We start from the raw sequence: 24,789 nt of genomic DNA, 5'->3' as shown, positions 1-24,789 counted from the left end.
TTGCACTGAATTTAGCCCTTGAACAAAAACCTGCGCGGGAGATTTCCGTCGAGCGTGTAAGATGTCGCCATTTTACGCAGCAGGATAATTCCCCATGAGTTTCAATCTGGCCGACAAATCCCTCGCAGAGCGCGCCGCGCTGGAAGATGAGAAATCCCGTCTGTTCGAACTCTGGCAGAACAATCTGGGCAAAGCCAAAGGCGAAGCCGCGCGTTTGTTCGGCGAGCGCGCCAAGCGCAAGGGCAAGTGGGCCGAGTGGGTCCGCGCGGAACTGGACGGCATATCGCCACCTGAGTTCGCCAACATGGTGCGCAGTGAAGTCAATCGCCTGATGGCGGCGAACAAGTAACGCCGCCTCAGTCGAGGGCGAAACACGCGACGATCGCCTCGCGGACCTTCACCACCACCGGGTCGATCTGCGTGCTGGTGCGCCAGCCCAGTTCGATCGGGTAACGCGGCAAGGCCAGCGGGCAGGGCAACAACGCCAGACCGGTAAGCGCGGCGATACTTTCGGCGGCATGTGCCGGGATCGTCGCCACGGCCTGACTGCCCTTGAGCAGATGAGGCAATGCAGCAAAATGCGTGGTCGACGCGCATACCCGGCGACTCATCCCCACGGCTGCCAGCCCCTCATCGGTAATCCCGATAAAACCGCCGGACGACACCAGAATGTGCTCGCGGTCGACGAACTCGTGCAGAGTGATCTGCTGCTGGCCGGGCGCGAGGCTCGCCGGGTCGACCAGACAGGCGTAACCCCCTTCACCCAAGACCTGACGACTGAGCAGGCGCTCGGCAAATCCGCCAGCGGTTATCGCCAGATCGATACTGCGTTCCATCAGGGCGCGGGCGACGATCTGGCTATGCGTCTGGCGGAAAATCAGCCGCAGTTTCGGCGCGCTCCGGGCGATTTCCTCGATCAAGCGACGGCCATAGGCGATTTCAAAGTCGTCCGACAGACCAACGGTCACCGAACGCCCGTCGTATTGATTGGCCGCCGGGTCGACCATCGCCAGGCTTTGTCGGCATTTGTTCAGGGCCTCGCTGACCACCGGTTTGAGCTGATTGGCCCTGAGCGTCGGCGCGAGTCCCCGGCCGGTGCGCACAAACAGTTGATCGCCATACACCTCACGCAAGCGCCGCAACGCCGCGCTGACGGCCGATTGCGTCACGCCCAGGCGCAATGCTGCACGGCTGGCACTGGATTCCTCATGCAGCGCTTCGAAGACTTTCAGCAGGTTGAGGTCGACATTGGCGATATTCATCTGGCTCATATCATTCAGCAGTGATCGGGGCTTTATTCATGATCCCGTGGCGCCGGAGAATCAGCAACACTTGAATCGGATGGAGTGACCGCGATGCCAAAGTCAATTGTTGCTGCCCTGCAAATCGGCTCTTTGCCCGGTGGCAAGGGCGAAACCCTGGAGCAGATTCTGGGCTGGGAGGCGGCGATCATCGAGTCCGGCGCGGCTTTGGTGGTGATGCCGGAAGCGTTGCTCGGTGGTTATCCGAAAGGCGAAGGCTTTGGCACGCAGCTGGGTTATCGGTTGCCGGAAGGTCGCGAGGCGTATGCGCGTTATTTCGCCAATGCGATTGATGTACCCGGGGCGGAAACCGAAGCCTTGGCCGGTCTGTCGGCGCGTACCGGCGCCAATCTGGTGATCGGCGTGATCGAGCGCGCCGGCAGCACCTTGTATTGCACGGTGCTGTATTTCGATCCGCAGACCGGACTGGTAGCCAGGCACCGCAAACTGATGCCCACGGGCACCGAACGGCTGATCTGGGGCAAGGGCGATGGCTCGACATTGCCTGTGCTCGACACGCAGGTCGGCAAACTCGGCGCGGTGGTGTGCTGGGAAAACATGATGCCGCTGCTGCGCACGGCGATGTACGCCAAGGGCATTGAAGTCTGGTGCGCGCCGACCGTGGATGAGCGTGAAATGTGGCAGGTGAGCATGCGCCACATCGCCCATGAGGGCCGTTGCTTTGTGGTCAGTGCCTGTCAGGTGCAGGCGTCGCCGAATCAACTGGGCGTGGAGATTGCCAACTGGCCGGCGGATCGTCCGTTGATTGCCGGTGGCAGTGTGATCGTCGGGCCGATGGGCGACGTACTCGCAGGGCCGTTGCGTGGGGAGGTGGGGTTGCTGACGGCCGAAATCGATACGGCAGACCTGGTTCGCGCCCGGTATGACTACGACGTGGTCGGCCATTACGCCCGGCCCGATATCTTCGAGCTGAGCGTCGACGAACGCGCCAAACCGGGGGTGCGCTTCAACACATAACGATCGGGCTCGACACATAACATGTGGGAGCTGGCTTGCCAGCGATGGCGGCAGGTCAAACAACAGTGATGTTGGCAGATAAGCCCCCATCGCTGGCAAGCCAGCTCCCACAGGGTTCAAGGGTTAGTGATTTTGCAACCATTCCTCGCGGGTGATTTCCCAGAGTTCCCGGGGGAAACGGCCGCTGACGAATTCGTCTTCATCCGTTCGAATCAAGCGCATCCCGGCACGTTCCGAGAGCTTGCGCGAGCCAATGTTTGGCGCCGCTTTCGGCACACGCAGCACGGGGCGGACGAGGGTGTTGAACCAGTAATCGGTCACGGCCACACAGGCCTCGGTCATCAGCCCCTGACCTTGCCAGGCCGGTGCCAGCCAGAGTCCACGGTTGTTGTCTGCTTGATCCATCAGGCTGATATTGCCGATCAACTGTTGCGGCGAGGTCTTCAGGCGAATCGACCAATGCCATTCCTTGCCGGCGGCCATCGCCGGTAGCGCGATGTCACGCAGGTAGGTGAGGGCGCCATCCTCCGGGTACGGCCACGGCACGGCGGCGTTCAGGTAGCGCACCACTTCCCAGTGGGCAAACTGCTGTTGTACAGCGTGGGCATCCGCCAGCTCCAGCGGACGCAGGATCAGCCGTTCGGTGTACAACGTCGGTGTGTCTTCCATAAACCTGCGGCCTCCATGTGTGTCTGTGTTGAACCACGCAGACTACCGCATCTTTACCAGGTCGCGGCGCTGGCTTTGGGCAGGCTCAGTTTGCCGCTGTCGGTAAAGCGCATGGTGCCGAACAGCCCGCCGGCGAGTTTGCCACGCAGCACGTAAGGCAGGTTGTCGAGGGTCTGTGTCTGGCTCAGGCCGAGGGTCTGGCGCAGCACCGAGAACGCGGAAACGCTGACCGGCACACTGACCACGGTTTCAGAGAAGCGCGCGATCGTACCGCGCTGGTCGCTGACGCCAGAGGCCAGCGGGTGGCCGTTGACTTCAAGATCCAGGGCAATGCCGTTGTAATCGATGGCGGTTTCGTTGGGGTTTTGCACGCGCAGTTTGATGGCGAAGCGCACTTCCAGATCCTGGCTGGTCAGTGGCTCGATGCCGACCACGTTGATATTGACCGGATCACGATTGGGAAACAGCGCGCAGGCACTGAGCGACAACAGCAGTAGCGACAGGATGACGGCGTGCAAACGGCGCATAAAAATCTCTCAATAAAAAAGGGCTGAACCGTTGCCGGCTCAGCCCTTTTATTGGCGAAGCTTTTAGCGGTTCAACTGTGCGACAGCCGCAGCCGAGGCAGGTTCACCCTTGGCCGGGACGTCCGGGTTTTCCATGACCTGAAGAATAGAGGCTTCCGGATCGAAGTCGTCCTCTTCCAGCTCGATGAATTCCTCCGGCAGGAAAATGTTCAGCACGATAGCGCACAAGGCACCGACGGTGATCGGCGATTCAAAGATGTTGCGCAAAGCCTGCGGCAGTTCGCGCAGCACTTCCGGAACAGCGGCGATGCCCAGGCCCATCCCCAGGGAAATCGCCACGATGAGCATGTTGCGTCGATGCAGGCCGGCCTCGGCGAGAATCTTGATCCCGGCCACGGCGACGGTGCCGAACATCACCAGTTCCGCACCGCCGAGCACCGGTTTCGGCATCAGTTGCAGAACAGCGCCAATCATCGGGAACAGCCCCAACACCACCAGCAGGCCGGCGATAAAGAATGCCACGTAACGGCTCGCCACGCCGGTGAGCTGAATCACCCCGTTGTTCTGTGCGAAGGTCACCATCGGCATGCTGTTGAACACAGCGGCCATGGCCGAGTTGAGGCCGTCGGCGAGCAGGCCGGACTTGATCCGGCGGATGTACAGCGGGCCTTTCACCGGTTGCCGGGAGATCATCGAGTTGGCGGTCAGGTCGCCGGCGGCTTCCAGCGGCGACACGAGGAAAATTACCGCCACGGGCACGAACGCCACCCAGTCGAAGTTGAAACCATATTTGAACGGCACCGGCACGCTGACCAGCGGTACCTCGGGCATCGTCGCGAAATCCACGGTACCCATCAGCCACGCCACCACGTAGCCGAGGGTCAGGCCGATGACGATGGCACCCAGACGCAGAAACGGTACGTCGACGCGGTTCAGCACAACGATGGTGCCGATCACCAGCGCCGCGAGGAAGATGTGGCTGGCGGCGCCCAGGTCAGGCGCGCCGAAACCGCCGGCAATGTCGGTCATTGCCACTTTGATCAGCGACAAGCCCATCAGGGTGATGATCGTGCCCGTCACCACCGGGGTGATCAGCATGCGCAGTTTGCCGATGAACTGGCTCAGGACCACCTCGATGAACGCGGCGAAGAAGCACACGCCAAAGATCGTCGAGAGGATTTCATCGGTGCCGCCGCCGCGCGCCTTGACCATGAAACCGGCGCTGAGAATCACGCTGATAAAGGAAAAACTCGTCCCTTGCAGGCACAACAACCCCGAACCGACCGGGCCGAAGCGCTTGGCTTGCACGAAGGTGCCGAGGCCGGAAACGAACAGCGCCATGCTGATCAGGTACGGAATTTCGCTCTGCAAACCGAGGGCGCCGCCCATGATCAGGGTCGGGGTGATGATGCCGACGAAACTGGCGAGCACGTGCTGCAGCGCGGCAAACACCGTCGCGGTGAGGTGCGGGCGGTCGTTGAGGCCGTAGATCAGATCGTTGTTGCGCGGGGCTTTTTCAGAGACGGTCATGGTGTTTTGCGCGCCGTGAGGCGAGGCCGGGTCAAAAAATGGAGGCGCAGAATGCCGGAAGAGGGCGGCGAGGGCAACGCATTAAAACTGCCTGAAAGGTCAGGTTTTATTGGGGCAAGCGGGTTTGAACATATCCATCAGACCAACAGAGAACTTTGTGGCGAGGGGATTTATCTGTGGTGAGGGGATTTATCCCCGATGGACTGCGCAGCAGGCCCATTCTTTCAGGGCACAGAGCTGGGGGCGCTGCGCACCCCATCGGGGATAAATCCCCTCGCCACAGGGGGGGGTTCTCAAAGGTTGTTCAAGCAAACGCCGCGAGCAAATCCTCTTCAAAGGCTTTCTGCGTATCCCCCGGCACCTGCGCGCGATGACGGGCCAGATGAAATGCCACCTCGAAACTCAATTCGCCCTCACGCACCGGTCGCAACAAGCCTTTGGCCTGCCAGCCACGCGCATAGTGATCCGGCAGATAACCGACATGCTTGCCCGACAAGATAAACGCCAGCGTCCCCTCGACCTGCTCCGAGCGCGCCGAACAGCGTTTGCCCTGAAACGGCTCATCCGAACGCAAAAACCGATACGGGTGATCGACCCGGTCACACGCCTCTATTGCCGCATCACTGGGCGCCTCATCCGTGAACAACGGATGCCCGGGCGCGCAATACAAATGCTGGGTTTCACTGAACAACTGGCGGTAGTCGAAGGCACTCTGTACCTGCGAGAAATAACCGATCGCCAGATCCAGCCGCTGTTGCAGCAGCAAGCGCTCCATCTCGCCAGGCATTGCGCTGATCAACTCGATACGCACCGATTGATCGCGCTCACGAAAACGGCGGATCGCCTCAGCAACCCGTTGCAGCACCGATTGATCGACGGCCTCGGAAATGCCCAACCGCACTTCACCGATCAATCGCCCGGCGACGCCGTTGGATTGATGGCGGAAGGTTTCAATCGACTCAAACAGGCTGCGCACGGCGATCAGTAACTGCTCACCTTTGGGGGTGACACTGAAACCGCCCTTGCCACGGCTGCACAGCCGATAGCCGAGACGGGTTTCCAGTTTGGCCATCTGCTGGCTGATGCTCGATTGGCTCAGGCCCAGTTCGCCTTGCGCGGCACTGAAGCCCCCGCACTCGACCACCCGCACGAACAGGCGCAACAGCTGCAGATCGACGTCGTGAAGCTGTCCGAGCATCACATTACTCCGCGATAAAGTCAGGTTAACAAACTTGGAATTTTGCCAATGTATCCGAGCGCGCATCCTGTCACCACTTCCTCCGGTCAGGTGTTCGTCATGGCTCCCATGTTCAAGCTGTGTTTCCCCGCGCTGTTGTTGTCCGTGGCCATCAATGCCCAGGCCGAGGACCAAACCCTCAATCTCTACAGCTGGGCCGATTACGTGCCGCCGCAGACCCTGCAGCGTTTCGAACAGCAAACCGGGATCCATGTGCGCTACGACACGTTCGATACCTCGGAAGTGCTGGAAACCAAATTGCTCACTGGCGGCAGTGGTTACGACGTTGTGGTGCCGTCCTCCAGCGTGCTGGCCCGTGGGCTGGCAGCCGGGGCGCTGAAAGAGATTCCCCACGACGGGCTCAAGGGCTACGCCAATCTTGATGCCGATCTGCTGGAGAAACTTGCCGCCGTCGATCCCGGCAATCGCTTCGGTGTGCCCTACACCTGGGGCACGCTCGGGCTGGGCATGAACGTTGAGGCGGTCAAGCAACGTCTGCCGAACGTGCCGTTAAACAGCCTTGATCTGCTGTTCAAACCCGAATACGCCAGCAAGCTCAAGGACTGCGGCATCGCGATTCTCGATTCGCCGCAGGAAGTGATCGGTCTGGCGCTGCACTACCTCGGCAAAGATCCCTACAGCACCGACAAGCAGGATCTGGCCGCCGCCGAAGCGTTGTTGCAAAAGCTTCAGCCGTCGGTGCTGTACGTCGCCACCGGCCGGCAGATCAACGATCTGGCCAGCGGTAACGTGTGCCTGGCCCTGACCTACAACGGTGACGCGAGCATGGCCGCCGATCAGGCGCGCAAGGCCAACAAGCCGTACAAAGTCGCTTACCGCATTCCCAAGGAAGGCACGTTGATCTGGCAGGACAACCTGGCGATCCCCAAGGACGCGCCGCACCCCGAAGCGGCGCGGGCGTTTATCGAGTTCATGTTGCGTCCCGACTCGGTGGCGGAACTGACCAACACGCTGTTTTTCGCCACCGCCAACCAGGCCGCGACGCCGCTGGTGGATGAAGCGGTGCGCAACGACCCTGACATCTACCCGCCGAGCGCAGTGCGCGAACGCCTGTACGCCGACCGCAGCATGAGTCTCAAGGACATGCGTCAGCGCACGCGTCTGTGGACCACGTTCCGTAGCCATCAATAACTCAACAATGGCAACCAGGAGCACACCGATGGATCAGCCCATGCTCAATGACCAGGCTTTGACCCGTGACAGCCTGTACGGCACAGCCGCCGAAAGCACCTACGCCGGCATCACCAGTTTCATGCGCCGCCGCTACAGCCGCGACCTGCGCGGTGTCGACGTGGCGGTCAGCGGCGTGCCGTTCGATACCGCCACCAGCAATCGGCCGGGCGCCCGTTTCGGGCCACGGGGGATACGCGCTGCGTCCACCGGGATTGCCTGGGAGCGCCATTGGCCATGGGCGTTTGACCCGTTCGATCAGCTGGCGGTGATCGATTACGGCGACTGTGATTTCGATTACGGTTCGCCCCACAGCATCCCGGAAAGCATCGAGGCCCACGCCGAACATATTCTCAATGCCGGCAGCGCCATGCTGACCTTCGGTGGCGACCACTTCATCAGTTATCCGCTGCTCAAGGCGCATGCCCGCAAGCACGGCACGCTGTCGCTGATCCACTTCGATGCGCACAGCGACACCTGGCCGGACGAGGAGGGCAAGCGTGTCGATCACGGCACCATGTTCTGGCATGCGGCGCGCGAAGGTCTGGTCGATCCGGCGCGTTCGGTGCAGATCGGCTTGCGTACTACCAATGACGATCATCAGGGGTTTCAGGTGCTCGACGCCCGGCAAGTGCATCGGCGTGGCTGCGAGGCAATCGTCGAAGCGATTCGCGCACGCGTCGGCGATAACCCGGTGTACCTGACGTTCGACATCGATTGCCTCGATCCGGCGTTCGCTCCCGGCACCGGCACTCCGGTGTGCGGCGGTTTGAGCACGGTGCAGGCGCTGGAGATACTGGGTGGTTTGCGCGGGATCAATCTGGTGGGCATGGACGTGGTGGAAGTGGCGCCGGCTTACGATCATGCAGAAGTCACTTCGTTAGCCGCCGCCACACTGGCTATGGAAATGCTCTGTCTCTATGCCGCCCGACATAAAGTCGATCTCAACAGCACCGAATAAACCCGCTCCCACAGGAGATCTGGGCGGGGTTTTGTGTTGGCCGGGGGGCATCGTGCATACTGCCGCGCATGACTTTCGACTCTCCGCTAAGCGCCTGGCAGCACGCCATCGAACACAAGGGTTTCATCCAGGATGAAGCTCAGGAACATGCCGTCTGGGCGCTGCAAAAATGCCACGAAGCCTTGCACGCCGGTGCCCGTTCGGTCACCGGCGTTTATCTGTGGGGCCCGGTGGGGCGCGGCAAGACCTGGCTGATGGATCAGTTTTATCAGAGCCTGCGAGTGCCGGCGCGGCGTCAGCATTTCCATCATTTCATGGGCTGGGTGCATCAGCGTTCGTTCCAGTTGACCGGGATCGCCGATCCACTGCGGGCACTGGCCAAAGAGCTGGCAGCCGAAGTGCGGGTGTTGTGCTTCGATGAACTGTTCGTCAACGACATTGGCGACGCGATCATTCTCGGCCGGCTGTTTCAGGTGATGTTTGACGAAGGTGTGGTGGTGGTCTGTACCTCGAATCTGCCACCGGATGACCTGTATGCCGATGGCTTCAATCGCGACCGTTTTGTTCCGGCGATCGCTGCGATCAAGGCACATATGCAGGTGGTCGCGGTAAATGGCGCCGAGGATCATCGGCTGCATCCGGGCGCTATCGAACAGCGCTACTTTATTGCTGCGCCGGGAGCCGCCAGTGCATTGGCAGAGGTTTTTCGAGTGCTGACCTCAGGGCAGTCGAGCAGCGCGGAACCGGTGCCGGTCTGGCATCGTGTGCTCAATGTGGTGCAGGCCAGTGAAAGCGTTATCTGGTGTCGCTACGCTGACCTCTGCGAGCAGCCATTCGCCGCCATGGATTTCATCGCGCTGTGCGACCGCTACCGGGCTATCCTGTTGAGCGAAGTGCCGAACCTCAGCGCACAGAAACGCGAAGGGCGCATCGCGCGCGGCACCGAAGACGGTGCGCAGCGGGTGGTGGCGGGTGACCGCGAGTTGCCGCAATTGTCGGTTCACGACGATGGCGTGCGGCGTTTCATCGCGTTGGTCGACGAGTGCTACGACCGCAAGGTGCCGTTGTACATCGAGGCTCAAGTGTCAATGGATGCGCTGTACACCGAGGGTTATCTGGAATTCCCGTTCCGCCGCACCCTCAGCCGTTTGCAGGAGATGCAGCTACAGCGCTTTGCCGAAGCTTGAGTGAAGAGGGCGCCGACATGAGCCAACCGTTATCACATCATCTGTTGACCATGGCTTACCAGAATGCGTGGGCCAATCACCGCTTGGCCAAGGCCTGGACGCAACTCGATGACCATGATTTGGCAGCGCCGCGAGTGAGTTTTTTCCCGAGCATCCGCCTGACCCTCAATCACATTCTTGCCTGTGACTGGTTCTACGTGGACGCGCTTGAACGCGAGCTGCGCGGGGCCGAGCCGCACCCCGACTGCTATGTGTTTTTCAACGTGGACGAGCCGTTTACCGACGGCCCGCAACTGCGCGAAGAACAGGCCCATGTCGATCGACGGCTAATCGCCTATTGCGAGCAACTGCGCGATGCCGATCTGGCCCGGATCGTGACCATTGCCCGCGATACACCGCAGCATGACAGCCGCCTGCGCATGCTTTCGCACCTGTTCGAACACCAGATCCATCATCGTGGACAAGTGCATGCGATGCTCAGCGACACCTCGGTAAAACCGCCGCAACTGGACGAATTTTTCTGCGTCGGTGAAGCGGCATTACGCGCAGAAGACTTCGCCGAACTGGGCTGGACCGAAGAGTTGATCTGGGGTCACTGAAAAATCCCTGCCTGAAATCTACCTGTGGTGAGGGAGCTTGCTCCCGCTGGGGCGCGAAGCGGACCTCGCTTTTTATGGATCAAAGCGGGGCTTGCTGCGCAGCCCAGCGGGAGCAAGCTCCCTCGCCACAGAGTTTGCGCAGTCGGGGTAGCTCGCGCTAAGGTCGGGACAGCCTTTCAGCAAGCACTTTGCGCGCCGGGGCTTTTGTGTGTTTGGGGATGGAAATGGATTCCACAGAAATTCTTGTGCTTCAAGCCAGCTACAGCAATCCAACGCACGCCGAGGCCATCGGTATCGTGCTCAATCATTACGCCGAAGACCCTATGGGCGGTGGCCATTCTCTCGACCCTGATCTGCTGCGTCGCCTGCCCGAAGAACTGGCTCGCCGGCCGCATGCGTTCAGCGTGCTGGCCTTTGTCGGTGGTGAACCGGCGGGTCTGGTTAACTGCTTTGAAGGGTTTTCCACATTTGCCTGCAAACCGTTGGTCAATGTCCATGACGTGATGGTGGTGAACGAGTTTCGCGGCCTCGGTCTGAGTCAGAAAATGCTGCAGAAAGTCGAGGAAATCGCCCGCCAGCGCGGCTGCTGCAAGATCACCCTCGAAGTGTTGGAAGGCAACACTGTGGCCCAGAATTCCTATAGCAAATTCGGCTTCGCGCCCGGTATGTTCAATCCGGATCACGGACGCATGCTGTTCTGGATCAAAAACCTTTAGCCATAAAAAAAGGCGCCCGAAAAGGGCGCCCAACTGTCTTCTCCCAGGCCAGAGCGGAGCCATGAGAGGTCCATCGGTTGCTCGGTCAATCTCAGTCGCGATAGGACTCGGTCACTTGCGCCGTCTGATCGGCGGGAACGCGAATTTCTTTCGCGTTGGCGTCGCTCTTCTGCTCGCTCTGGGCCTGGTGGACAGGGAAGTTGTCGTAGTAATAACGCATGCGCTCAGCGCCACCTTCGGCGAAGACGCTGGCAGAACCGAGGGCAAACACCCCGGCAAGGATTACGGTAGTGATTTTCATGGTGCCTCCTACTGAACAAGTGGGAGCCGTTCGTCCATGAAGCAGATCTCGGAAGCGAGTCTGGGTGGCCTGAATTAACACCGGGTTAACGCCCGCTCAGTGTGGTTTTTGCAGCATGTTGCCGGGCGCTGTCTGACAGACGCGGCGCACATCAGGCGAAGGTGCACCGCGCCAGAGGTGAAGGGGTCAAAGCTTCCAGTCGAGACTCAGCGTCACTGTGCGCGGATCGCCCCAGTACACGCCGTTATAGAAGCCGACGTTGTCGTAATACTTCTTGTCGAACAGGTTGTTGACGTTCAGCGACGCCGACAGATGCCGATCAAATTCGTACCGCGACATCAGATTGACCACTGTGTAGGCGCTCTGGTTGATTCGTGCCTCTTCAGTGTCGAGACCGACCGGTCGGCTTGAGGTGCCATATACATCGCTTTGCCAGTTCACCGCACCGCCCACGGTCAGGGCCTGCCATTCGCCCGGCAAACGGTACGCCGTGGAGACGCGTAACAGGTTCATCGGCTGATTGGTGTTGGTGCGCTCGCTCTCGCCGTTCACCGAGTGGGTATAGGTGTAACCGGCGGTCATGTTCCAGCCCTGGAGGACTTCCCCGGACACTTCGGCCTCAAAACCGTTGACCTTGTTGCCCTTGCCGCCGGATTTATAGAACTGTTCGCGGGTAACCGGATCCGCCGGTACCGAGTTATCGAGTTCGGCGACGTTGTCCTGTTTGCTCCAGAACACCGCCGTTGACAGGTTCAGGCGCTCCTCCAGCAAACTGCCCTTGATGCCCACTTCATAGTTTTTGCCAACCACCGGGTCGATGTACTTGCGATTCTTGTCGCGGTTGCCCTGGGGTTTGAAGATGTCGGTGTAGCTCACGTACGCGGTGTATTCCGGGGTCAGGTCATACAACAGGCCAGCGTAAGGCGTCCATACGTCGTTCTGTTTCTGACGGGTGTAATCGACTTTGCTCAGTTGCCGATTGGCGTCGTAACGGTTGCTGGTGCTGGAGGCTTCCCAACTGCCGTATCGGCTGCCCAGCACCGCGTGCAACTCATCAGTCAGGCTCAGGCGCGTGGCGATGTATCCGGCCTTTTGTCGGGTATTGTCCTTCGAGCTGGTGAGGTCGGTGACGGTGTCGCTGAATTTTGCGATGTCACCCATGTATTTCCAGTCGCGGATGGTTGCGTAATCCTTAGGGCGCGCACCGGCAATGGTGTAAGGGGAGTTTGAGCGGCGCTCCGCCTCACCGTAGCCGAACATCATTTCGTGCTCACGCCCCAGCAGCGAGTAAGGACCGGAGACGTTGAAGTCATACGCCTGCATTTTCTGCGTGCCGATCATGTGCGAGGTGTAGGCGTTCATGCCGCTGCGGTCGGCCTCGGGGAAACCGCCTCCGCCGTAATAGACCTTGCCGTCACTGTTGCTGTCGCGATGGGTGTACGCCGCTTTCAGGTGCCAGCCGCCGGCCAGTTGCTGATCGAGGGTGGCGAATGCGGTTTTGTCTTGCAGCGGCCAGGAGCTCCAGGACGTCGCCATGTTGGTCGAACGCCCCAGACCGGCCTTGCCGCCATCGGCATTCCAGTAGGGTACGGTGCCCCATGATGAGCCTTGCACGTGCTTGTTCTGATAGTCGTAACCGACCGCCAGCACCGTGGAGTCGGTCAAGTCGGCTTCCAGCACGCCGTAACCGACTTCGCGTTGCAGCGCGTATTTGTCTTTGATCGACTGGTTGTCGCGATAGGCCAACACCGTCCGCCCGCGCAAGCGCCCGTCGAAAGCCAACGGCCCGCCGACGTCGACGTAGCTGTAGTAATTGTCGTAGCTGCCGCCACTGACTCCGGCCAGCGCCTGCCATTGCGCGGTCGGACGCTTGCGCACCATGTTGATGGTCGCCGAAGGATCGCCCGCACCCGTCGTCAGCCCGGTGGCGCCGCGTACCACCTCGATGCGGTCGTAAATGATCGTGTCGGCATCCGTCTTCATGCGGTCGAAGGTGTTGAGCATTCCGTCGATCTGGAAGTTTTCGATCGAATAACCGCGCGCCGAATAGTCGACCCGGTCGGAGTCCATGTGCTGCACAACCACGCCCGTGGTCTGGCGCATGGCCTCGGACAATGTACCGAGCTTGAAATCATCCATTTGCTGACGCGTCACCACGGACACCGATTGCGGAGTTTCCTTGATCGACAGGTTCATCCGCGTCGCGGTGCTCATGGCGCCGGTGGTATAGGCGCTGGTATTTTCAGTGGTGGTGCCCAAACCTTGTGCGGTGACGCTGGTCGATGCCAGCTCCAGCGCCGTGGCGGCGGATTCCGGCGGCTTTTCCGTTTCGGATTCAGCCAGCAGATCGGGGCTCAGGGCGGCTCCACAGAGGCCGAGCGTGAGGGTCATGGAACGGGTGATGGGCGCGAACATCGCAGCCGACTCCTTGTCTTCGAGGGAAAAAAATCCGTTTGCTCAAAGACGAAGCGCTAGCCTGAGATTTAGTATCAAACGCGAAACATTATTGTTTGGAGATGTAGCGGGCAAGAAAAAGGGGCCGGTTTCGGCCCCTTCACAGTGTTACTTTTGCGCGACGTCTGCGGGTGCGGTGTCGGGCTTTTTCGGCTTCATCAGACTGAAGTCGATCAGCGCACGCTGCTCGGTCTGATACGGATCACCGATCAGCAACGGGCGTTGCTTGAAGCTGTCGCTGACCACGCTCTTGCTGCGGTCCAGCTCATCGAAACTCAAACCGGCCATGTCCGCCCAGGTGTGTATCAGGTGCGAGCTGCTGTACGGACGGTCAAGGTCGCCGGCGAAGTTCCAGTCATGGTTGGCCTTCCATTTCGGCGACGCCCAAGCCATGAACGGGATGGTGTACATCGGCGCCGTCGGCTTGTTTTCGTTACGCCCCAAGGTGCTGTGACCGGCAGAGTCGAACACGTCTTCACCGTGGTCCGAGAGATACAGCAGGAACCCGTTCGGATCGGACTTGGCGTAATCCTTGATCAGGCTCGACACCACGAAGTCGTTGTACAGCACCGCGTTGTCGTAGCTGTTGTAGGTTGGCACCTGATCGTCACGTACGCCGGCCGGGACGCCATTGCGATCCTGGAACTTGTCGAAGGTCGGCGGATAGCGGTACTGGTAGCTCATGTGCGTGCCGAGCAGATGAACAACGATCAATTTGCGCGGTGCAGCATCGGCCAGGGCTTTGTTGAACGGTTCGATCACGTCACCGTCGTATTGGGCGGCGTTCTGATTGCGGTTGTTGTTCAGGTAGACCTGCTCGTCAGCCTGCTCGGAGAACGTCGTGAGCATGGTGTTGCGCTTGGTCATGGTCTGCTGGTTGGTGATCCAGAAGGTCTTGTAGCCTGCCTGTTTCATCATGCTGACCAGCGACGGCGTCGACAGGTACAGGTCGGGATTTTCTTCGTCAGCGAAGGTCAGCACCTGCTGCAACGCCTCGATGGTGTACGGGCGAGGGGTGACGACGTTGTCGAAGACAGCCAGTTGATCCTTGAGTTTGTCCAGCTCAGGCGTGGTGTTGCGTTGATAACCGTAGAGGCTCATGCGCTGGCGGTTGGTCGATTCGCCGATCACCAGCACCAGCGTGGACGGCTGATCGGCGCCCGCTGTCTTGAGGTTATGCAGCGGCGGGATCTTGCTCGCGCTGTGCAGCATGCCTTGCATGTCGGCCAGCGTATCGAGATAACGGTGGTAGGCCACGGCCATTTGCCACGGCACGGCCGGCTCGATGCGGGTCTCGAATTTCTCGAAGCCTTGAGCGAAGGTGCCCATACGCAGGGTCTGTTTGACCAGCGGATAACCGACCACGGCAATCACGATGGCGGCGGCGGCGACCATGGCGCGGCCACGCGGCATGTACACGGGGCGTAGGCGCGTCCACAGGAAGTAGGCGAATGCCGTATGCGCGAGGAACGCCGGCACCATCCACCAGGCAAAGTACTGGGTCATGTACTCGCCGGCTTCGGACACGTTCGACTCGAACATGATGAAGATGACGCTCTGGGAGAATTCCTGCTGATAAATGAAGAAGTAACCCAGACTGGCCATCGAGCAAGCCCACAGCACGATGCCGATCACGGCGGCCAGCAGTTTGGTGCGCTTGGGGAACAGCAGCATCGGCGCCAGCCAGAGTGCGCTCATGAAGAACGCTTGGCGGAACCCGCTGAAACCGGAGGTGCCGGTGATCTGAATCAGCAGTTGGGTAATGCCGGAAAAGTACCAGAAGAACACAAAAAGCCAGAGTAGACCGGCCCAGTCGAAACCTGCCGCAGTCGTTGTGCTGCGTTTGAACAATGCCATTCGGCGCTCCAGCTGTCTCGTTACAACCACCGCCGGAACATCCATGAAGCCGACGAACAAAGGCCGCACGCGCAGGTACGGCCAGAATGGAGGCGGAGTATTACGAAGCGAATGTGAAAGTTTTGTTAATTGCCGCGCCAGTAGACGTGGCAACGGTCAGAAGTACAGCGTGTCGGGAACCGCGAGTGCCGTTCCCGAATCGGGCGGGGGAGATCAGGCGTGCGGGTGGCGCTGAACAACCGGCAGCGGCTTGGGCTGAGCACCCAGTGTCATCGCGCGCAGTTGCGCCAACTCCTGCTTCAGTTGGTCGCGCTCGTCTTTCAACTGGCGCAATTCATCGCGACGGATTGTCACGTACAGGGTTTGTGGCGGCATTGCTGTGTGTACTGTGCCCATTGCTCACCTCGCAAATGGTGTGTCTCAACTGTAAATCGCCCCCGATTTCGGGTGACTGACTTACTATCGGCGCCAATTTTGATTTCTTTTGCCAGTGAATGGAACTTTTTTATTTTTCATGGTCGGTGTGTCTTCGGCACGATTCAGGGCGTTATCTGTCTGAATCGGGCACAATGCCCGGAAACTTCACCCCGACGCTCTGGACTAACCTCCATTAGTCGCGTTGGGCTATAACCTTTGACACACATTTATTTGTAGTAAGGAGCATCAGCACATGCAACTCGGGATTATTGGACTGGGCCGCATGGGCGGTAATATTGCGCGGCGCCTGATGCTCAACGGTCACACCACCGTTGTTTACGACCGCAATACCGCTTTCATCGACAACCTGGTCGCCGAGGGATCCACCGGCGTTGCCGACTTGCCGGCACTGGTTGCAGGCCTGGCCAAGCCGCGTGCCGTGTGGGTCATGCTGCCGGCCGGCGCGCCGACCGAAGACACCATCAACACCCTGAGCACTCTGCTGGAAGCCGGTGACACCATCATCGACGGCGGCAACACCAACTATAAGGATGACATCCGCCGCGCCAAAACCCTGGCCGAGAAAGGCCTGCACTACATCGACGTCGGTACCTCTGGCGGCGTCTGGGGCCTGGAACGCGGCTACTGCATGATGATCGGCGGCGATGCCGAGACCGTTAAGCGTCTTGATCCGCTGTTCGCCGCACTGGCGCCAGGCATGGGCGACATCCCGCGCACCAAGGATCGCAAGTCCGATGACCCGCGCGCCGAGCACGGCTACATTCACGCCGGTCCTGCCGGTGCCGGTCACTTCGTCAAGATGATCCACAACGGCATCGAGTACGGCATGATGGCCGCGTTCGCCGAAGGCTTCGACATCCTCAAGACCAAGTCCAGCGAGCGCCTGCCGGAAGATCAGCGTTTCGATCTGAACGTGGCCGACATCGCCGAAGTCTGGCGTCGTGGCAGCGTGGTTTCTTCCTGGCTGCTCGACCTGACCGCCGATGCACTGGCCAGCGATCCGAAGCTTGACGGTTTCTCCGGTTCGGTTGCCGACAGCGGTGAAGGTCAATGGACCATCGAAGCCGCCATGGAGCAAGCGGTGCCGGTACCGGTGCTGTCCAACTCGCTGTTCTCGCGCTACCGCTCACGTGGCCAAGGCACCTTTGGCGACAAGATTCTTTCGGCCCAGCGCTTCGGCTTCGGCGGCCATGTGGAGACACCGAAGAAATGACCCATACGATCCGCAGAAAATCCAAGGCAGAACCCGCACCACCGACCACGCTGTTTCTGTTCGGTGCCCACGGCGACCTGGTCAAGCGCTTGCTGATGCCGGCGCTGTACAACCTCAGTCGCGACGGCCTGCTTGATGAGAACCTGCGGATCGTTGGCGTTGACCACAACGCCATTACCGATGAAGCCTTCGCGCAAAAGCTCGAGGACTTCATCCGTACCGAAGTGGCGGCGAAGGTCGGCAAGGGCGATCAGATGCTTGATCCGGCCTTGTGGGCCAAGCTCGCCAAAGGTATCAGCTACGTCCAGGGCGACTTCCTCGACGACAGCACTTATTCAGCGCTGGCGGCGAAAATCGCCGACAGCGGCACCGGCAATGCGGTGTTCTACCTGGCCACCGCGCCGCGTTTCTTCAGTGAAGTGGTGCGCCGACTCGGCAGCGCCGGTTTGCTAGAAGAAACCCCCGAAGCGTTCAGAAGGGTGGTGATCGAGAAGCCGTTCGGCTCCGATCTGCAGACCGCCGAAGCACTGAACGCCTGCCTGCTCAAGGTGATGTCCGAGAAACAGATCTATCGGATCGACCATTACCTGGGCAAGGAGACCGTGCAGAACATTCTGGTCAGCCGGTTCTCCAACAGCCTGTTCGAGGCGTTCTGGAACAACCATTACATCGACCACGTACAGATCACCGCCGCCGAAACCGTCGGCGTCGAAACCCGTGGCAGTTTTTACGAGCACACCGGTGCGTTGCGCGACATGGTGCCCAATCACCTGTTCCAGTTGCTGGCCATGGTTGCCATGGAACCGCCGGCGGCGTTCGGCGCCGATGCGGTACGTGGCGAGAAAGCCAAAGTGGTCGGCGCGATCCGCCCATGGACGGTTGAAGAAGCTCGGGCCAACTCGGTGCGTGGCCAGTACAGCGCCGGTGAAGTCGGCGGCAAGGCACTGGCCGGTTATCGCCAGGAGGCCAACGTCTCGCCCGACAGCACCACGGAAACCTATGTGGCGCTGAAGGTGATGATCGACAACTGGCGTTGGGTCGGCGTGCCGTTCTACCTGCGTACCGGCAAGCGCATGAGTGTGCGCGACACCGAGATCGTCATCTGCTTCAAACCGGCGCCTTATGCGCAATTTCGCGACACCGAAGTCGACGAACTACAACCGACCTATCTGCGTATCCAGATCCAGCCCAATGAAGGCATGTGGTTCGACCTGCTGGCCAAGCGCCCGGGGCCGGCGCTGAACATGGCCAACATCGAATTGGGGTTTGCCTACAAAGACTTCTTCGAAATGCAGCCATCGACCGGTTACGAAACCCTGATTTACGACTGCCTGACCGGCGATCAGACGCTGTTCCAGCGTGCCGACAACATCGAGAACGGCTGGCGTGCGGTGCAACCGTTCCTCGATGCCTGGCAGCAGGACGCGAGCGTTCAAACCTATGCTGCCGGTGAAGATGGCCCGCAAGCCGCCGAAGACCTGCTGACTCGCGATGGCCGCGTCTGGCATGGCCTCGGATGAGCAAGCCGATCCGTTTTCTGCTGAGCGACATGGACGGCACGCTGTTGCTGCCCGATCACACGCTGAGCCAGCGTACTATCGACGCTGTGCGTTCGCTGCGCGAGGCGGGCGTGCTGTTCAGTCTCGCCACCGGGCGTCCGCCGAAAGCCATGTTGCAGCAGATCGAAGCCTTGGGCGTCGATCTGCCGACTGCGGCGTTCAACGGCGGCACGATCGTCAATCCGGACGGTAGTTTGCTCGTCGCGCATTACCTGCCGGCGACAACGGCGCTGATTGCACTCGCGACGTTTGCCGATCAACCGGATGTCGAAATCTGGGTGTTCAGCGGCGGCGACTGGCTGCTCAAGGATCCGCACGGGCCGATGGTGCCGCGCGAGCAGCATGGCCTCGGCTATCCGCCGGTGGTGGTCGAGAGTTTCGAACCGTATCTTGAGCGCATCGACAAGATCGTCGCGACCAGCAACAACACTGAGCTGTTGATCGAACTGGAGGCGCGTTTACTGTCCAAGGTCAACGGCATGGCGCAAGTCTCGCGCTCGCAACCGGTGTACCTCGACGTCACGGCGCTGGAGGCCAACAAAGGCACCGCACTGGCGACCATTGCCGCGCACCTGGGCATCCCGCTGGAGCAGACGGCCGCGATTGGCGATGGCGGCAACGACCCGGCGATGTTCCATTGCGCGGGACTGTCGATTGCCATGGGACAGGCGGAGGAGGCGGTGAAGCGTCAGGCCGACGTGATCACCGCGCCGAACACCGAAGACGGCGTGGCTCAGGCGATCGAAAAGTACATCCTTCCTCACTGAATTCACCCCAAAACAAATGTAGGAGTGAGCCTGCTCGCGATAGCAATGTTTCAGTCACCATTTTCTGGGCTGACACACCGCTATCGCGAGCAGGCTCACTCCTACACTTTATCCGGTGTAATTACAGCCAGTAGCTGACCGCGTACCAGCCCAGCAGGCCCATGACGAAGGTGTACGGTAATGCCATCCACACCATGCGCCCGTACGACAGGCGCACCAGCGGCGCAATTGCCGACGTCAGCAGAAACAGAAACGCTGCCTGGCCATTTGGCGTCGCCACGCTTGGCAGGTTAGTACCAGTGTTGATCGCGATTGCCAGCGTCTCGAAGTGCTCGCGGCTCATGTGCCCGGCAAGGAACGCCTGTTTCACTTCGGTGATGTAAATCGTCGCAACGAAGACGTTGTCGCTGATCGCCGAGAGCAGGCCGTTGGCAATAAACAGCATGCCCGGTTGTTGATCGATCGGCAGCGCCAGCACCCACTCGATCAGCGGCACAAACAGCTGTTGATCGTGAATCACCGCGACCACGGCAAAGAACACCACCAGCAGCGCGGTAAAAGGCATGGCATCCTTGAATGCGCTGCCCAGACGATGCTCGTCGGTGATGCCGGTAAACGCGGTGATCAGCACAATCACCATCAAGCCGATCAGGCCGACCTCGGCGACGTGAAACGCCAGGCAGCCGATCAGGATCAGTGCCGCAGTGCCTTGCACCAGCAGCGCCGCACGTTGGCGCGGGGTGCGTTCGGCGTTGTCTTCGGCGGCGTAATTGGCCAACACGGCGCGGACGTTGTCCGGCAGCAGCGTGCCGTAGCCGAACCAGCGCAGTTTCTCCAGCAGTACGCAGGTGACCAGGCCGGCCGCCAGCACTGGCAGCGAAACCGGTGCGACTTTCTGAAAGAACTCCGCGAAGTGCCAGCCCATTTCATGGCCGATCAGCAGATTCTGCGGCTCACCTACCAGCGTACACACGCCACCGAGCGCCGTACCGACCGCGCCGTGCATCAACAGGCTGCGCAGGAATGCGCGAAACTGATTCAGATCATCGTGATGAAGTGTCGGCAGGTGTTGGTCGTCGCTGAACCCGCTGTCCTGACGCGGATCGTTACCCGACGCCACCCGATGGTAGACCGAGTAAAAGCCGACCGCAGCGCTGATGATCACCGCAGTAACCGTCAACGCATCGAGAAATGCCGACAGAAACGCCGATAGAAAGCAGAACATCAGGGCCAGTGCCGCTTTCGAGCGCACGCCCAATAACAACCGCGAGAACAGAAACAGCAGCAGATCCTTCATGAAGTAAATCCCGGCCACCATAAACATCAGCAGCAGGATCACCGGGAAGTTGTGTACCAGTTCATCGTAGAGCGCCTGCGGCGTGGTCATCTTCAACAGCAGAGCTTCGATCAATAGCAAACCGCCGGGCATCAACGGATAGCACTTGAGCGCCATGGCCAAGGTGAAGATGAACTCGATCACCAGCAACCAGCCAGCCGCGACCGGCCCCACCGTGAACAGCACGACAGCGTTAAGGATCAGAAATCCGACGATGGTCGCCTTGTACCAGCGTGGCGAGTGCCCGAGAAAATTTTGCGCGAACGCCTGGGCCATTGAACCGGACATCGGTTGCTCCTTGTTTTTAAGAAGCGCGCAAGTTGCCGGATGTGTCAGCCAAGTTCAAGTTGTTCCTGACTTGAACACGATTCCATGTAGGTGCTGCCGAAGGCTGTTATTGATTGAGATACCGCGCGACCATCGCCCGGTAGTTGCCATCCAGCGAATAGCCACCGACCAGAATGGCGTCATTCGATTGCACGGCCAGTGAATTCGCCGTGTCGAGGCTGCGTCCCAGGCGCGTACGCAACCAGCCGCGGCCCTGACCGAAACTCTGGTCAAGGCGCCCGTCTGCGCAGTAACGCGCGACGATGAAGTCGGCCTCGACCCCGCCAAGGGTGGCGCCCACTGCGATGATGCAGCCGTCTGCCATGCACTGGGCGGCGCTCCATTGACAGCCGCTGGGGCCGATTTCCAGCAAATGGGGCTGGCCGTTATTGCTGCGCAGGTCCGGCCGGCCATTGAGGTGCAGGCTGAATGACATGCATCGGATCGGGTCGCGGCTGCTGCCGAAGCAGTGCAGGGTGTCCGCCGATTCAAGGATCTGACTGACCAGAGCGCTTTTGCCGTGGGCCTTGAATGCCATGAAACCGTCTACCGCAAAACGTTCGTCCAGCCGGCCATCGGGCAGGTAACGCGCCAACAGGCCTTCCTGAGGAAAATCGATCGAGCCGCCCACCAAAATTCGCCCATCCTTCTGCAGCATCAGCCGGCTGAGCCAGGTGTTGAGCAGCAGATGGCGGATCATCACGAAACCGCGCCCGTTGAACTTATCATCCAGGCTGCCGTCAGGCTTGAGGCGGATGAGCATGCCGGCGTGGTCGGCCAGTTCGAAGTGATGGTTGGCGATCAGTAGAATATGTCCGTCATCCTGCACCGCAAAATCGCAGGCCTCTGCGCCCGGCACTCCGGGCGGTAGCCAGCTGTCGCGGGTGCCCATGGACAAGTCGCCCGGTAGGCGCACCACTTGGTAACCGTTGTCACCGAAAGATTGATCCGGTTGGCCCTGCGCGTCGAACAGGGCAAGCGCGGGCAGGGTGCGGTGACTGTTTTCATAATGCAGGCCCGCCAGCAGGATCCGTCCATCGGGCAGCGCCTGCACTTTGCCGGCCATGGCTTCGAAGCCCGGGGCAAATGTATCGATCACGCTGCCTTGCTCACCAAAGGACAGATCGGCCGAGCCATCCGCCAGCAGGCGCGCCAAACCGAAACGGCTACCCTCGGTGATGCCGACTTTGGCGGCAACCAGAATCCGCCCTTGCGCGTCGAGTGCGACATCCTGGGTCAGGCTAGACAGGCTGCCGGCGAAATACACCTGAGCCACGCCGGTGCTGGCAAACGATTTGTCGAGTTGACCGGCATTATTCAATAACGTCGGGAGCGCAACGGCGTTCAGGGTGGACATGCACGCATCTCCTTGCAAGTTGACCATGACCGGGGAACCGGTGGCTAACTGCATGAGCGGAACATTCAAAACCTGAACTAGAAGAAGTACAACTGTAAGAACTAACAGGTGGAGGGTCACACTGTGCCAGAACAGTGTCTTTTTGAACCAATAGCAAGCCTGCCAAGCAGTTACGCGAGAACGCGCTGCCAGAAGTTGTACAAAAGTATCAGGGGATAATCAGAAAGAGTAACTAGCAAGAGGAGGGCGGATGACGTTGACGTCATCCGCAGCGCCCGGCTGATCAGTGTGACATCGACCAGGATTGCAGCGCATAACCTTCTTTGCTCAGTTCAGCGCGGGCCTGTTGCAACAGTTGCTCCAGCTGCGCCGGATCGGAGTAGGTGCTGCATGGAATCTGTTTGCGGCCGATATGCGAATTGGTGCGATCGATGACGGTCAGGTTCAGTTCGCCATTGCCGTCTTGTGGGGCCCAGGCCACGCATTGGAAAGGTTGGAACGCGCGGTTGGCAATCAAAAGAGCTTCGTTGATACGGAGCGGGGCGGTCATGGGGTCTTCTCTCTTTAGTGCCCAATCAAGTGATGTGCCGTCGGTTGGGCTTACCGTTCGGCTGGTTACTTGTACTGATGCACGCAACCCGGGGGCAGGTCACACTCGAAACAAAGAAATTTCAAACTTCTTTCATTCACTCGGTTCGTCGAGCGCTTTTGAAAGGTTGTTGAAAGGTCTTTTACAGTGATTAAGTCGATAGCTAACTAATCAACCAGATTCTTATAACGAATTTACTTGTACACCTATAAGCAATCGATACAAGGCGCTGTCAAAATCTTGCTAACGTTACAGTCGGGTCTGCCAAATGACTGTTTTTACAATCATTTCTAATATTTGGCGCCAAGGAACAGTCATGAGCGAAGCGCCAGCGTTACGACGTTTATTGGTAGTCGACCCCTGCGACGACTGTCACCGCTTATTGCCCGGTTTGCGAGCGGTAGGGTGGGATGTCGACAGTTGTACTCTGGAAAACGCCGCCGACCGCAGTTGTGATGTCGGCTTGCTGCGTTTGCAGCCTTTTCACCTTGAACGCCCTGAAGCCGTCAAAGAGCTGATCAGCCGCAGCGGCACCGAATGGATCGCTGTGCTCAATCAGGAAGTCCTGCGTTTGCAGAACGTCGGTGACTTCGTCTGCGAGTGGTTTTTCGATTTCCATACCTTGCCGTTCGATGTTTCGCGAGTGCAGGTCACCCTCGGCCGGGCGTTCGGCATGGCGCGACTGCGCGGGCAGGGCACGATTCACGTCGATCAACCCGAACACGAACTGCTGGGCGACAGCAAACCGATTCGTGAACTGCGCAAATTGCTCAGTAAACTGGCGCCCACCGAATCGCCGGTGTTGATTCGCGGTGAAAGCGGCACCGGTAAAGAACTGGTTGCGCGTACGCTGCACCGTCAGTCCCAGCGCCACAGCAAACCTTTTGTCGCGATCAACTGCGGGGCAATTCCCGAACACTTGATCCAGTCCGAACTGTTTGGTCATGAAAAAGGTGCGTTTACCGGCGCTCATCAGCGCAAGGTCGGGCGGATTGAAGCGGCCAACGGCGGCACGTTGTTTCTCGATGAAATCGGTGATCTACCGCTGGAATTGCAAGCCAATCTGCTGCGCTTCCTGCAGGAAAAACACATCGAGCGCGTGGGCGGCAGTCAGCCGATCCCGGTTGATGTGCGGGTATTGGCGGCGACTCACGTCGATCTTGAGGCCGCCATCGAGAAAAAACGTTTTCGTGAAGACCTGTATTACCGGCTCAACGTGCTGCAAGTCGTGACGGCACCGTTGCGAGAACGTCACGGCGATCTGTCGATGCTGGCCAACCACTTCTCGCATTTCTACAGTCATGAAACCGGGCGTCGTCCGCGCAGTTTCAGTGAGGATGCGCTGATTGCGATGGGCAAACACGATTGGCCAGGGAACGTGCGCGAACTGGCCAACCGGGTGCGTCGCGGCCTGGTCCTGGCCGAAGGACGGCAGATCGAAGCGCGTGATCTTGGCTTGATCAGTCAGCAGTCGATCGCCACGCCCATGGGGACGCTGGAGGACTACAAGACCCGCGCCGAGCGGCAGGCGTTGTGCGATGTGTTGAACCGGCACAGCGATAATCTCAGCGTGGCCGCCAAGGTACTCGGGGTTTCACGGCCGACGTTTTATCGGCTGTTGCACAAGCATCAGATTCGGTAGAAGCCATAGATCAAAAGATCGCAGCCTGCGCCAACGCCTACATTTGAATCTTG

24 protein-coding genes are annotated in these 24,789 nt (G+C 59.7%); 12 read left to right on the top strand and 12 right to left on the bottom strand.

The features are described from left to right. Positions 1-94 precede the first annotated feature (94 nt). Positions 95-349: a hypothetical protein gene (locus tag ACVVH8_RS15465; RefSeq protein WP_475224611.1), complete on the top strand. Its 255-nt coding sequence runs from the start codon at positions 95-97 to the stop codon at positions 347-349. Positions 350-356: 7 nt separating this feature from the next. On the opposite strand, the gene ACVVH8_RS15460 is transcribed toward ACVVH8_RS15465, so the two are convergent. After that, entirely contained in the window at positions 357-1,271 is a 915-nt protein-coding gene (locus ACVVH8_RS15460; RefSeq protein WP_475224608.1) for a LysR family transcriptional regulator, read from the bottom strand. Positions 1,272-1,355: 84 nt separating this feature from the next. Here ACVVH8_RS15460 and ACVVH8_RS15455 point away from each other — a divergent pair, with 84 nt between their 5' ends. Beyond that, on the top strand, positions 1,356-2,279 hold the full coding sequence (locus tag ACVVH8_RS15455; protein WP_475224606.1) for a carbon-nitrogen hydrolase family protein: 924 nt from the start codon (positions 1,356-1,358) through the stop codon (positions 2,277-2,279). 123 nt (positions 2,280-2,402) lie between these two features. On the opposite strand, the gene ACVVH8_RS15450 is transcribed toward ACVVH8_RS15455, so the two are convergent. From ACVVH8_RS15450 to ACVVH8_RS15440, 3 genes are all read right to left on the bottom strand, one after another. Next, the gene (locus ACVVH8_RS15450) at positions 2,403-2,948 is read right to left on the bottom strand and encodes a GNAT family N-acetyltransferase (protein ID WP_475224604.1); all 546 of its coding nucleotides are present in this window, start codon (positions 2,946-2,948) and stop codon (positions 2,403-2,405) included. A 53-nt stretch (positions 2,949-3,001) separates the two neighbouring features. After that, positions 3,002-3,475, bottom strand: coding sequence for an LEA/WHy family protein (locus tag ACVVH8_RS15445; RefSeq protein ID WP_401296509.1), 474 nt, complete (start codon positions 3,473-3,475; stop codon positions 3,002-3,004). A 63-nt stretch (positions 3,476-3,538) separates the two neighbouring features. After that, complete coding sequence (locus ACVVH8_RS15440; RefSeq protein ID WP_475224602.1) at positions 3,539-5,005, bottom strand: nucleobase:cation symporter-2 family protein; 1,467 nt, start codon at positions 5,003-5,005, stop codon at positions 3,539-3,541. Positions 5,006-5,056: 51 nt separating this feature from the next. On the opposite strand from ACVVH8_RS15440, the gene ACVVH8_RS15435 reads away from it, so the two are divergent. Then, positions 5,057-5,188 (top strand): hypothetical protein, encoded by a 132-nt coding sequence (locus tag ACVVH8_RS15435; protein WP_475224599.1) that lies wholly within the window; start codon positions 5,057-5,059, stop codon positions 5,186-5,188. 121 nt (positions 5,189-5,309) lie between these two features. Here the strand turns inward: ACVVH8_RS15435 and ACVVH8_RS15430 are convergent, their stop codons facing one another. After that, positions 5,310-6,203, bottom strand: a complete 894-nt coding sequence (locus ACVVH8_RS15430; protein ID WP_475224597.1) for a LysR family transcriptional regulator — start codon at positions 6,201-6,203, stop codon at positions 5,310-5,312. A gap of 99 nt (positions 6,204-6,302) precedes the next feature. On the opposite strand from ACVVH8_RS15430, the gene ACVVH8_RS15425 reads away from it, so the two are divergent. The 5 genes from ACVVH8_RS15425 to ACVVH8_RS15405 all read left to right on the top strand — a co-directional run bounded on the left by ACVVH8_RS15425 (position 6,303) and on the right by ACVVH8_RS15405 (position 10,896). After that, positions 6,303-7,394 carry a polyamine ABC transporter substrate-binding protein gene (locus ACVVH8_RS15425; protein WP_475224594.1) on the top strand — a complete coding sequence of 364 codons (1,092 nt, stop codon included), beginning with the start codon at positions 6,303-6,305 and terminating at the stop codon, positions 7,392-7,394. Between the two features lie 28 nt (positions 7,395-7,422). Continuing rightward, on the top strand, positions 7,423-8,394 hold the full coding sequence (gene speB, locus ACVVH8_RS15420; RefSeq protein WP_103302105.1) for an agmatinase: 972 nt from the start codon (positions 7,423-7,425) through the stop codon (positions 8,392-8,394). 68 nt (positions 8,395-8,462) lie between these two features. Then, positions 8,463-9,581 (top strand): cell division protein ZapE, encoded by a 1,119-nt coding sequence (gene zapE, locus ACVVH8_RS15415; RefSeq protein WP_475224592.1) that lies wholly within the window; start codon positions 8,463-8,465, stop codon positions 9,579-9,581. Positions 9,582-9,598: 17 nt separating this feature from the next. After that, positions 9,599-10,180 (top strand): DinB family protein, encoded by a 582-nt coding sequence (locus tag ACVVH8_RS15410; protein ID WP_475224589.1) that lies wholly within the window; start codon positions 9,599-9,601, stop codon positions 10,178-10,180. Positions 10,181-10,404: 224 nt separating this feature from the next. Beyond that, positions 10,405-10,896: a GNAT family N-acetyltransferase gene (locus ACVVH8_RS15405; protein WP_103302103.1), complete on the top strand. Its 492-nt coding sequence runs from the start codon at positions 10,405-10,407 to the stop codon at positions 10,894-10,896. Between the two features lie 91 nt (positions 10,897-10,987). Here ACVVH8_RS15405 and ACVVH8_RS15400 read toward each other — a convergent pair whose 3' ends face one another. The 4 genes from ACVVH8_RS15400 to ACVVH8_RS15385 all read right to left on the bottom strand — a co-directional run bounded on the left by ACVVH8_RS15400 (position 10,988) and on the right by ACVVH8_RS15385 (position 15,904). Next, positions 10,988-11,197, bottom strand: a complete 210-nt coding sequence (locus ACVVH8_RS15400) for a hypothetical protein (protein WP_103302102.1) — start codon at positions 11,195-11,197, stop codon at positions 10,988-10,990. Positions 11,198-11,383: 186 nt separating this feature from the next. Then, positions 11,384-13,612 (bottom strand): TonB-dependent siderophore receptor, encoded by a 2,229-nt coding sequence (locus ACVVH8_RS15395; protein WP_475224586.1) that lies wholly within the window; start codon positions 13,610-13,612, stop codon positions 11,384-11,386. Between the two features lie 147 nt (positions 13,613-13,759). Further along, positions 13,760-15,508, bottom strand: coding sequence for a phosphoethanolamine transferase CptA (locus ACVVH8_RS15390; protein WP_103302100.1), 1,749 nt, complete (start codon positions 15,506-15,508; stop codon positions 13,760-13,762). A 213-nt stretch (positions 15,509-15,721) separates the two neighbouring features. Then, entirely contained in the window at positions 15,722-15,904 is a 183-nt protein-coding gene (locus ACVVH8_RS15385; protein WP_103302099.1) for a DUF6026 family protein, read from the bottom strand. A 274-nt stretch (positions 15,905-16,178) separates the two neighbouring features. Here ACVVH8_RS15385 and gnd point away from each other — a divergent pair, with 274 nt between their 5' ends. From gnd to ACVVH8_RS15370, 3 genes are read left to right on the top strand one after another with little or no spacing between them, the layout of a single operon-like run. Next, positions 16,179-17,159, top strand: a complete 981-nt coding sequence (gene gnd, locus ACVVH8_RS15380) for a phosphogluconate dehydrogenase (NAD(+)-dependent, decarboxylating) (protein WP_103302098.1) — start codon at positions 16,179-16,181, stop codon at positions 17,157-17,159. Further along, positions 17,156-18,679 carry a glucose-6-phosphate dehydrogenase gene (gene zwf, locus ACVVH8_RS15375; RefSeq protein WP_103302097.1) on the top strand — a complete coding sequence of 508 codons (1,524 nt, stop codon included), beginning with the start codon at positions 17,156-17,158 and terminating at the stop codon, positions 18,677-18,679. Before gnd ends, zwf begins: the two co-directional genes overlap by 4 nt. After that, on the top strand, positions 18,676-19,485 hold the full coding sequence (locus tag ACVVH8_RS15370; RefSeq protein ID WP_315445503.1) for a Cof-type HAD-IIB family hydrolase: 810 nt from the start codon (positions 18,676-18,678) through the stop codon (positions 19,483-19,485). Before zwf ends, ACVVH8_RS15370 begins: the two co-directional genes overlap by 4 nt. A gap of 121 nt (positions 19,486-19,606) precedes the next feature. Here ACVVH8_RS15370 and nhaB read toward each other — a convergent pair whose 3' ends face one another. From nhaB to ACVVH8_RS15355, 3 genes are all read right to left on the bottom strand, one after another. Beyond that, the gene (nhaB, locus tag ACVVH8_RS15365) at positions 19,607-21,109 is read right to left on the bottom strand and encodes a sodium/proton antiporter NhaB (RefSeq protein WP_475224584.1); all 1,503 of its coding nucleotides are present in this window, start codon (positions 21,107-21,109) and stop codon (positions 19,607-19,609) included. Positions 21,110-21,215: 106 nt separating this feature from the next. Further along, entirely contained in the window at positions 21,216-22,505 is a 1,290-nt protein-coding gene (locus ACVVH8_RS15360; RefSeq protein ID WP_475224581.1) for a hypothetical protein, read from the bottom strand. A 283-nt stretch (positions 22,506-22,788) separates the two neighbouring features. Beyond that, positions 22,789-23,055, bottom strand: a complete 267-nt coding sequence (locus ACVVH8_RS15355; protein ID WP_103302093.1) for a hypothetical protein — start codon at positions 23,053-23,055, stop codon at positions 22,789-22,791. A gap of 355 nt (positions 23,056-23,410) precedes the next feature. On the opposite strand from ACVVH8_RS15355, the gene ACVVH8_RS15350 reads away from it, so the two are divergent. Next, a complete protein-coding gene (locus ACVVH8_RS15350; RefSeq protein WP_103302092.1) occupies positions 23,411-24,736 on the top strand; it encodes a sigma-54 dependent transcriptional regulator in 1,326 nt (441 codons plus the stop codon). Positions 24,737-24,789 lie beyond the last annotated feature (53 nt).

This window comes from Pseudomonas trutticola BRTCR10, from assembly GCF_056155105.1.
This window is presented reverse-complemented; position numbering and strand designations above follow the sequence as displayed.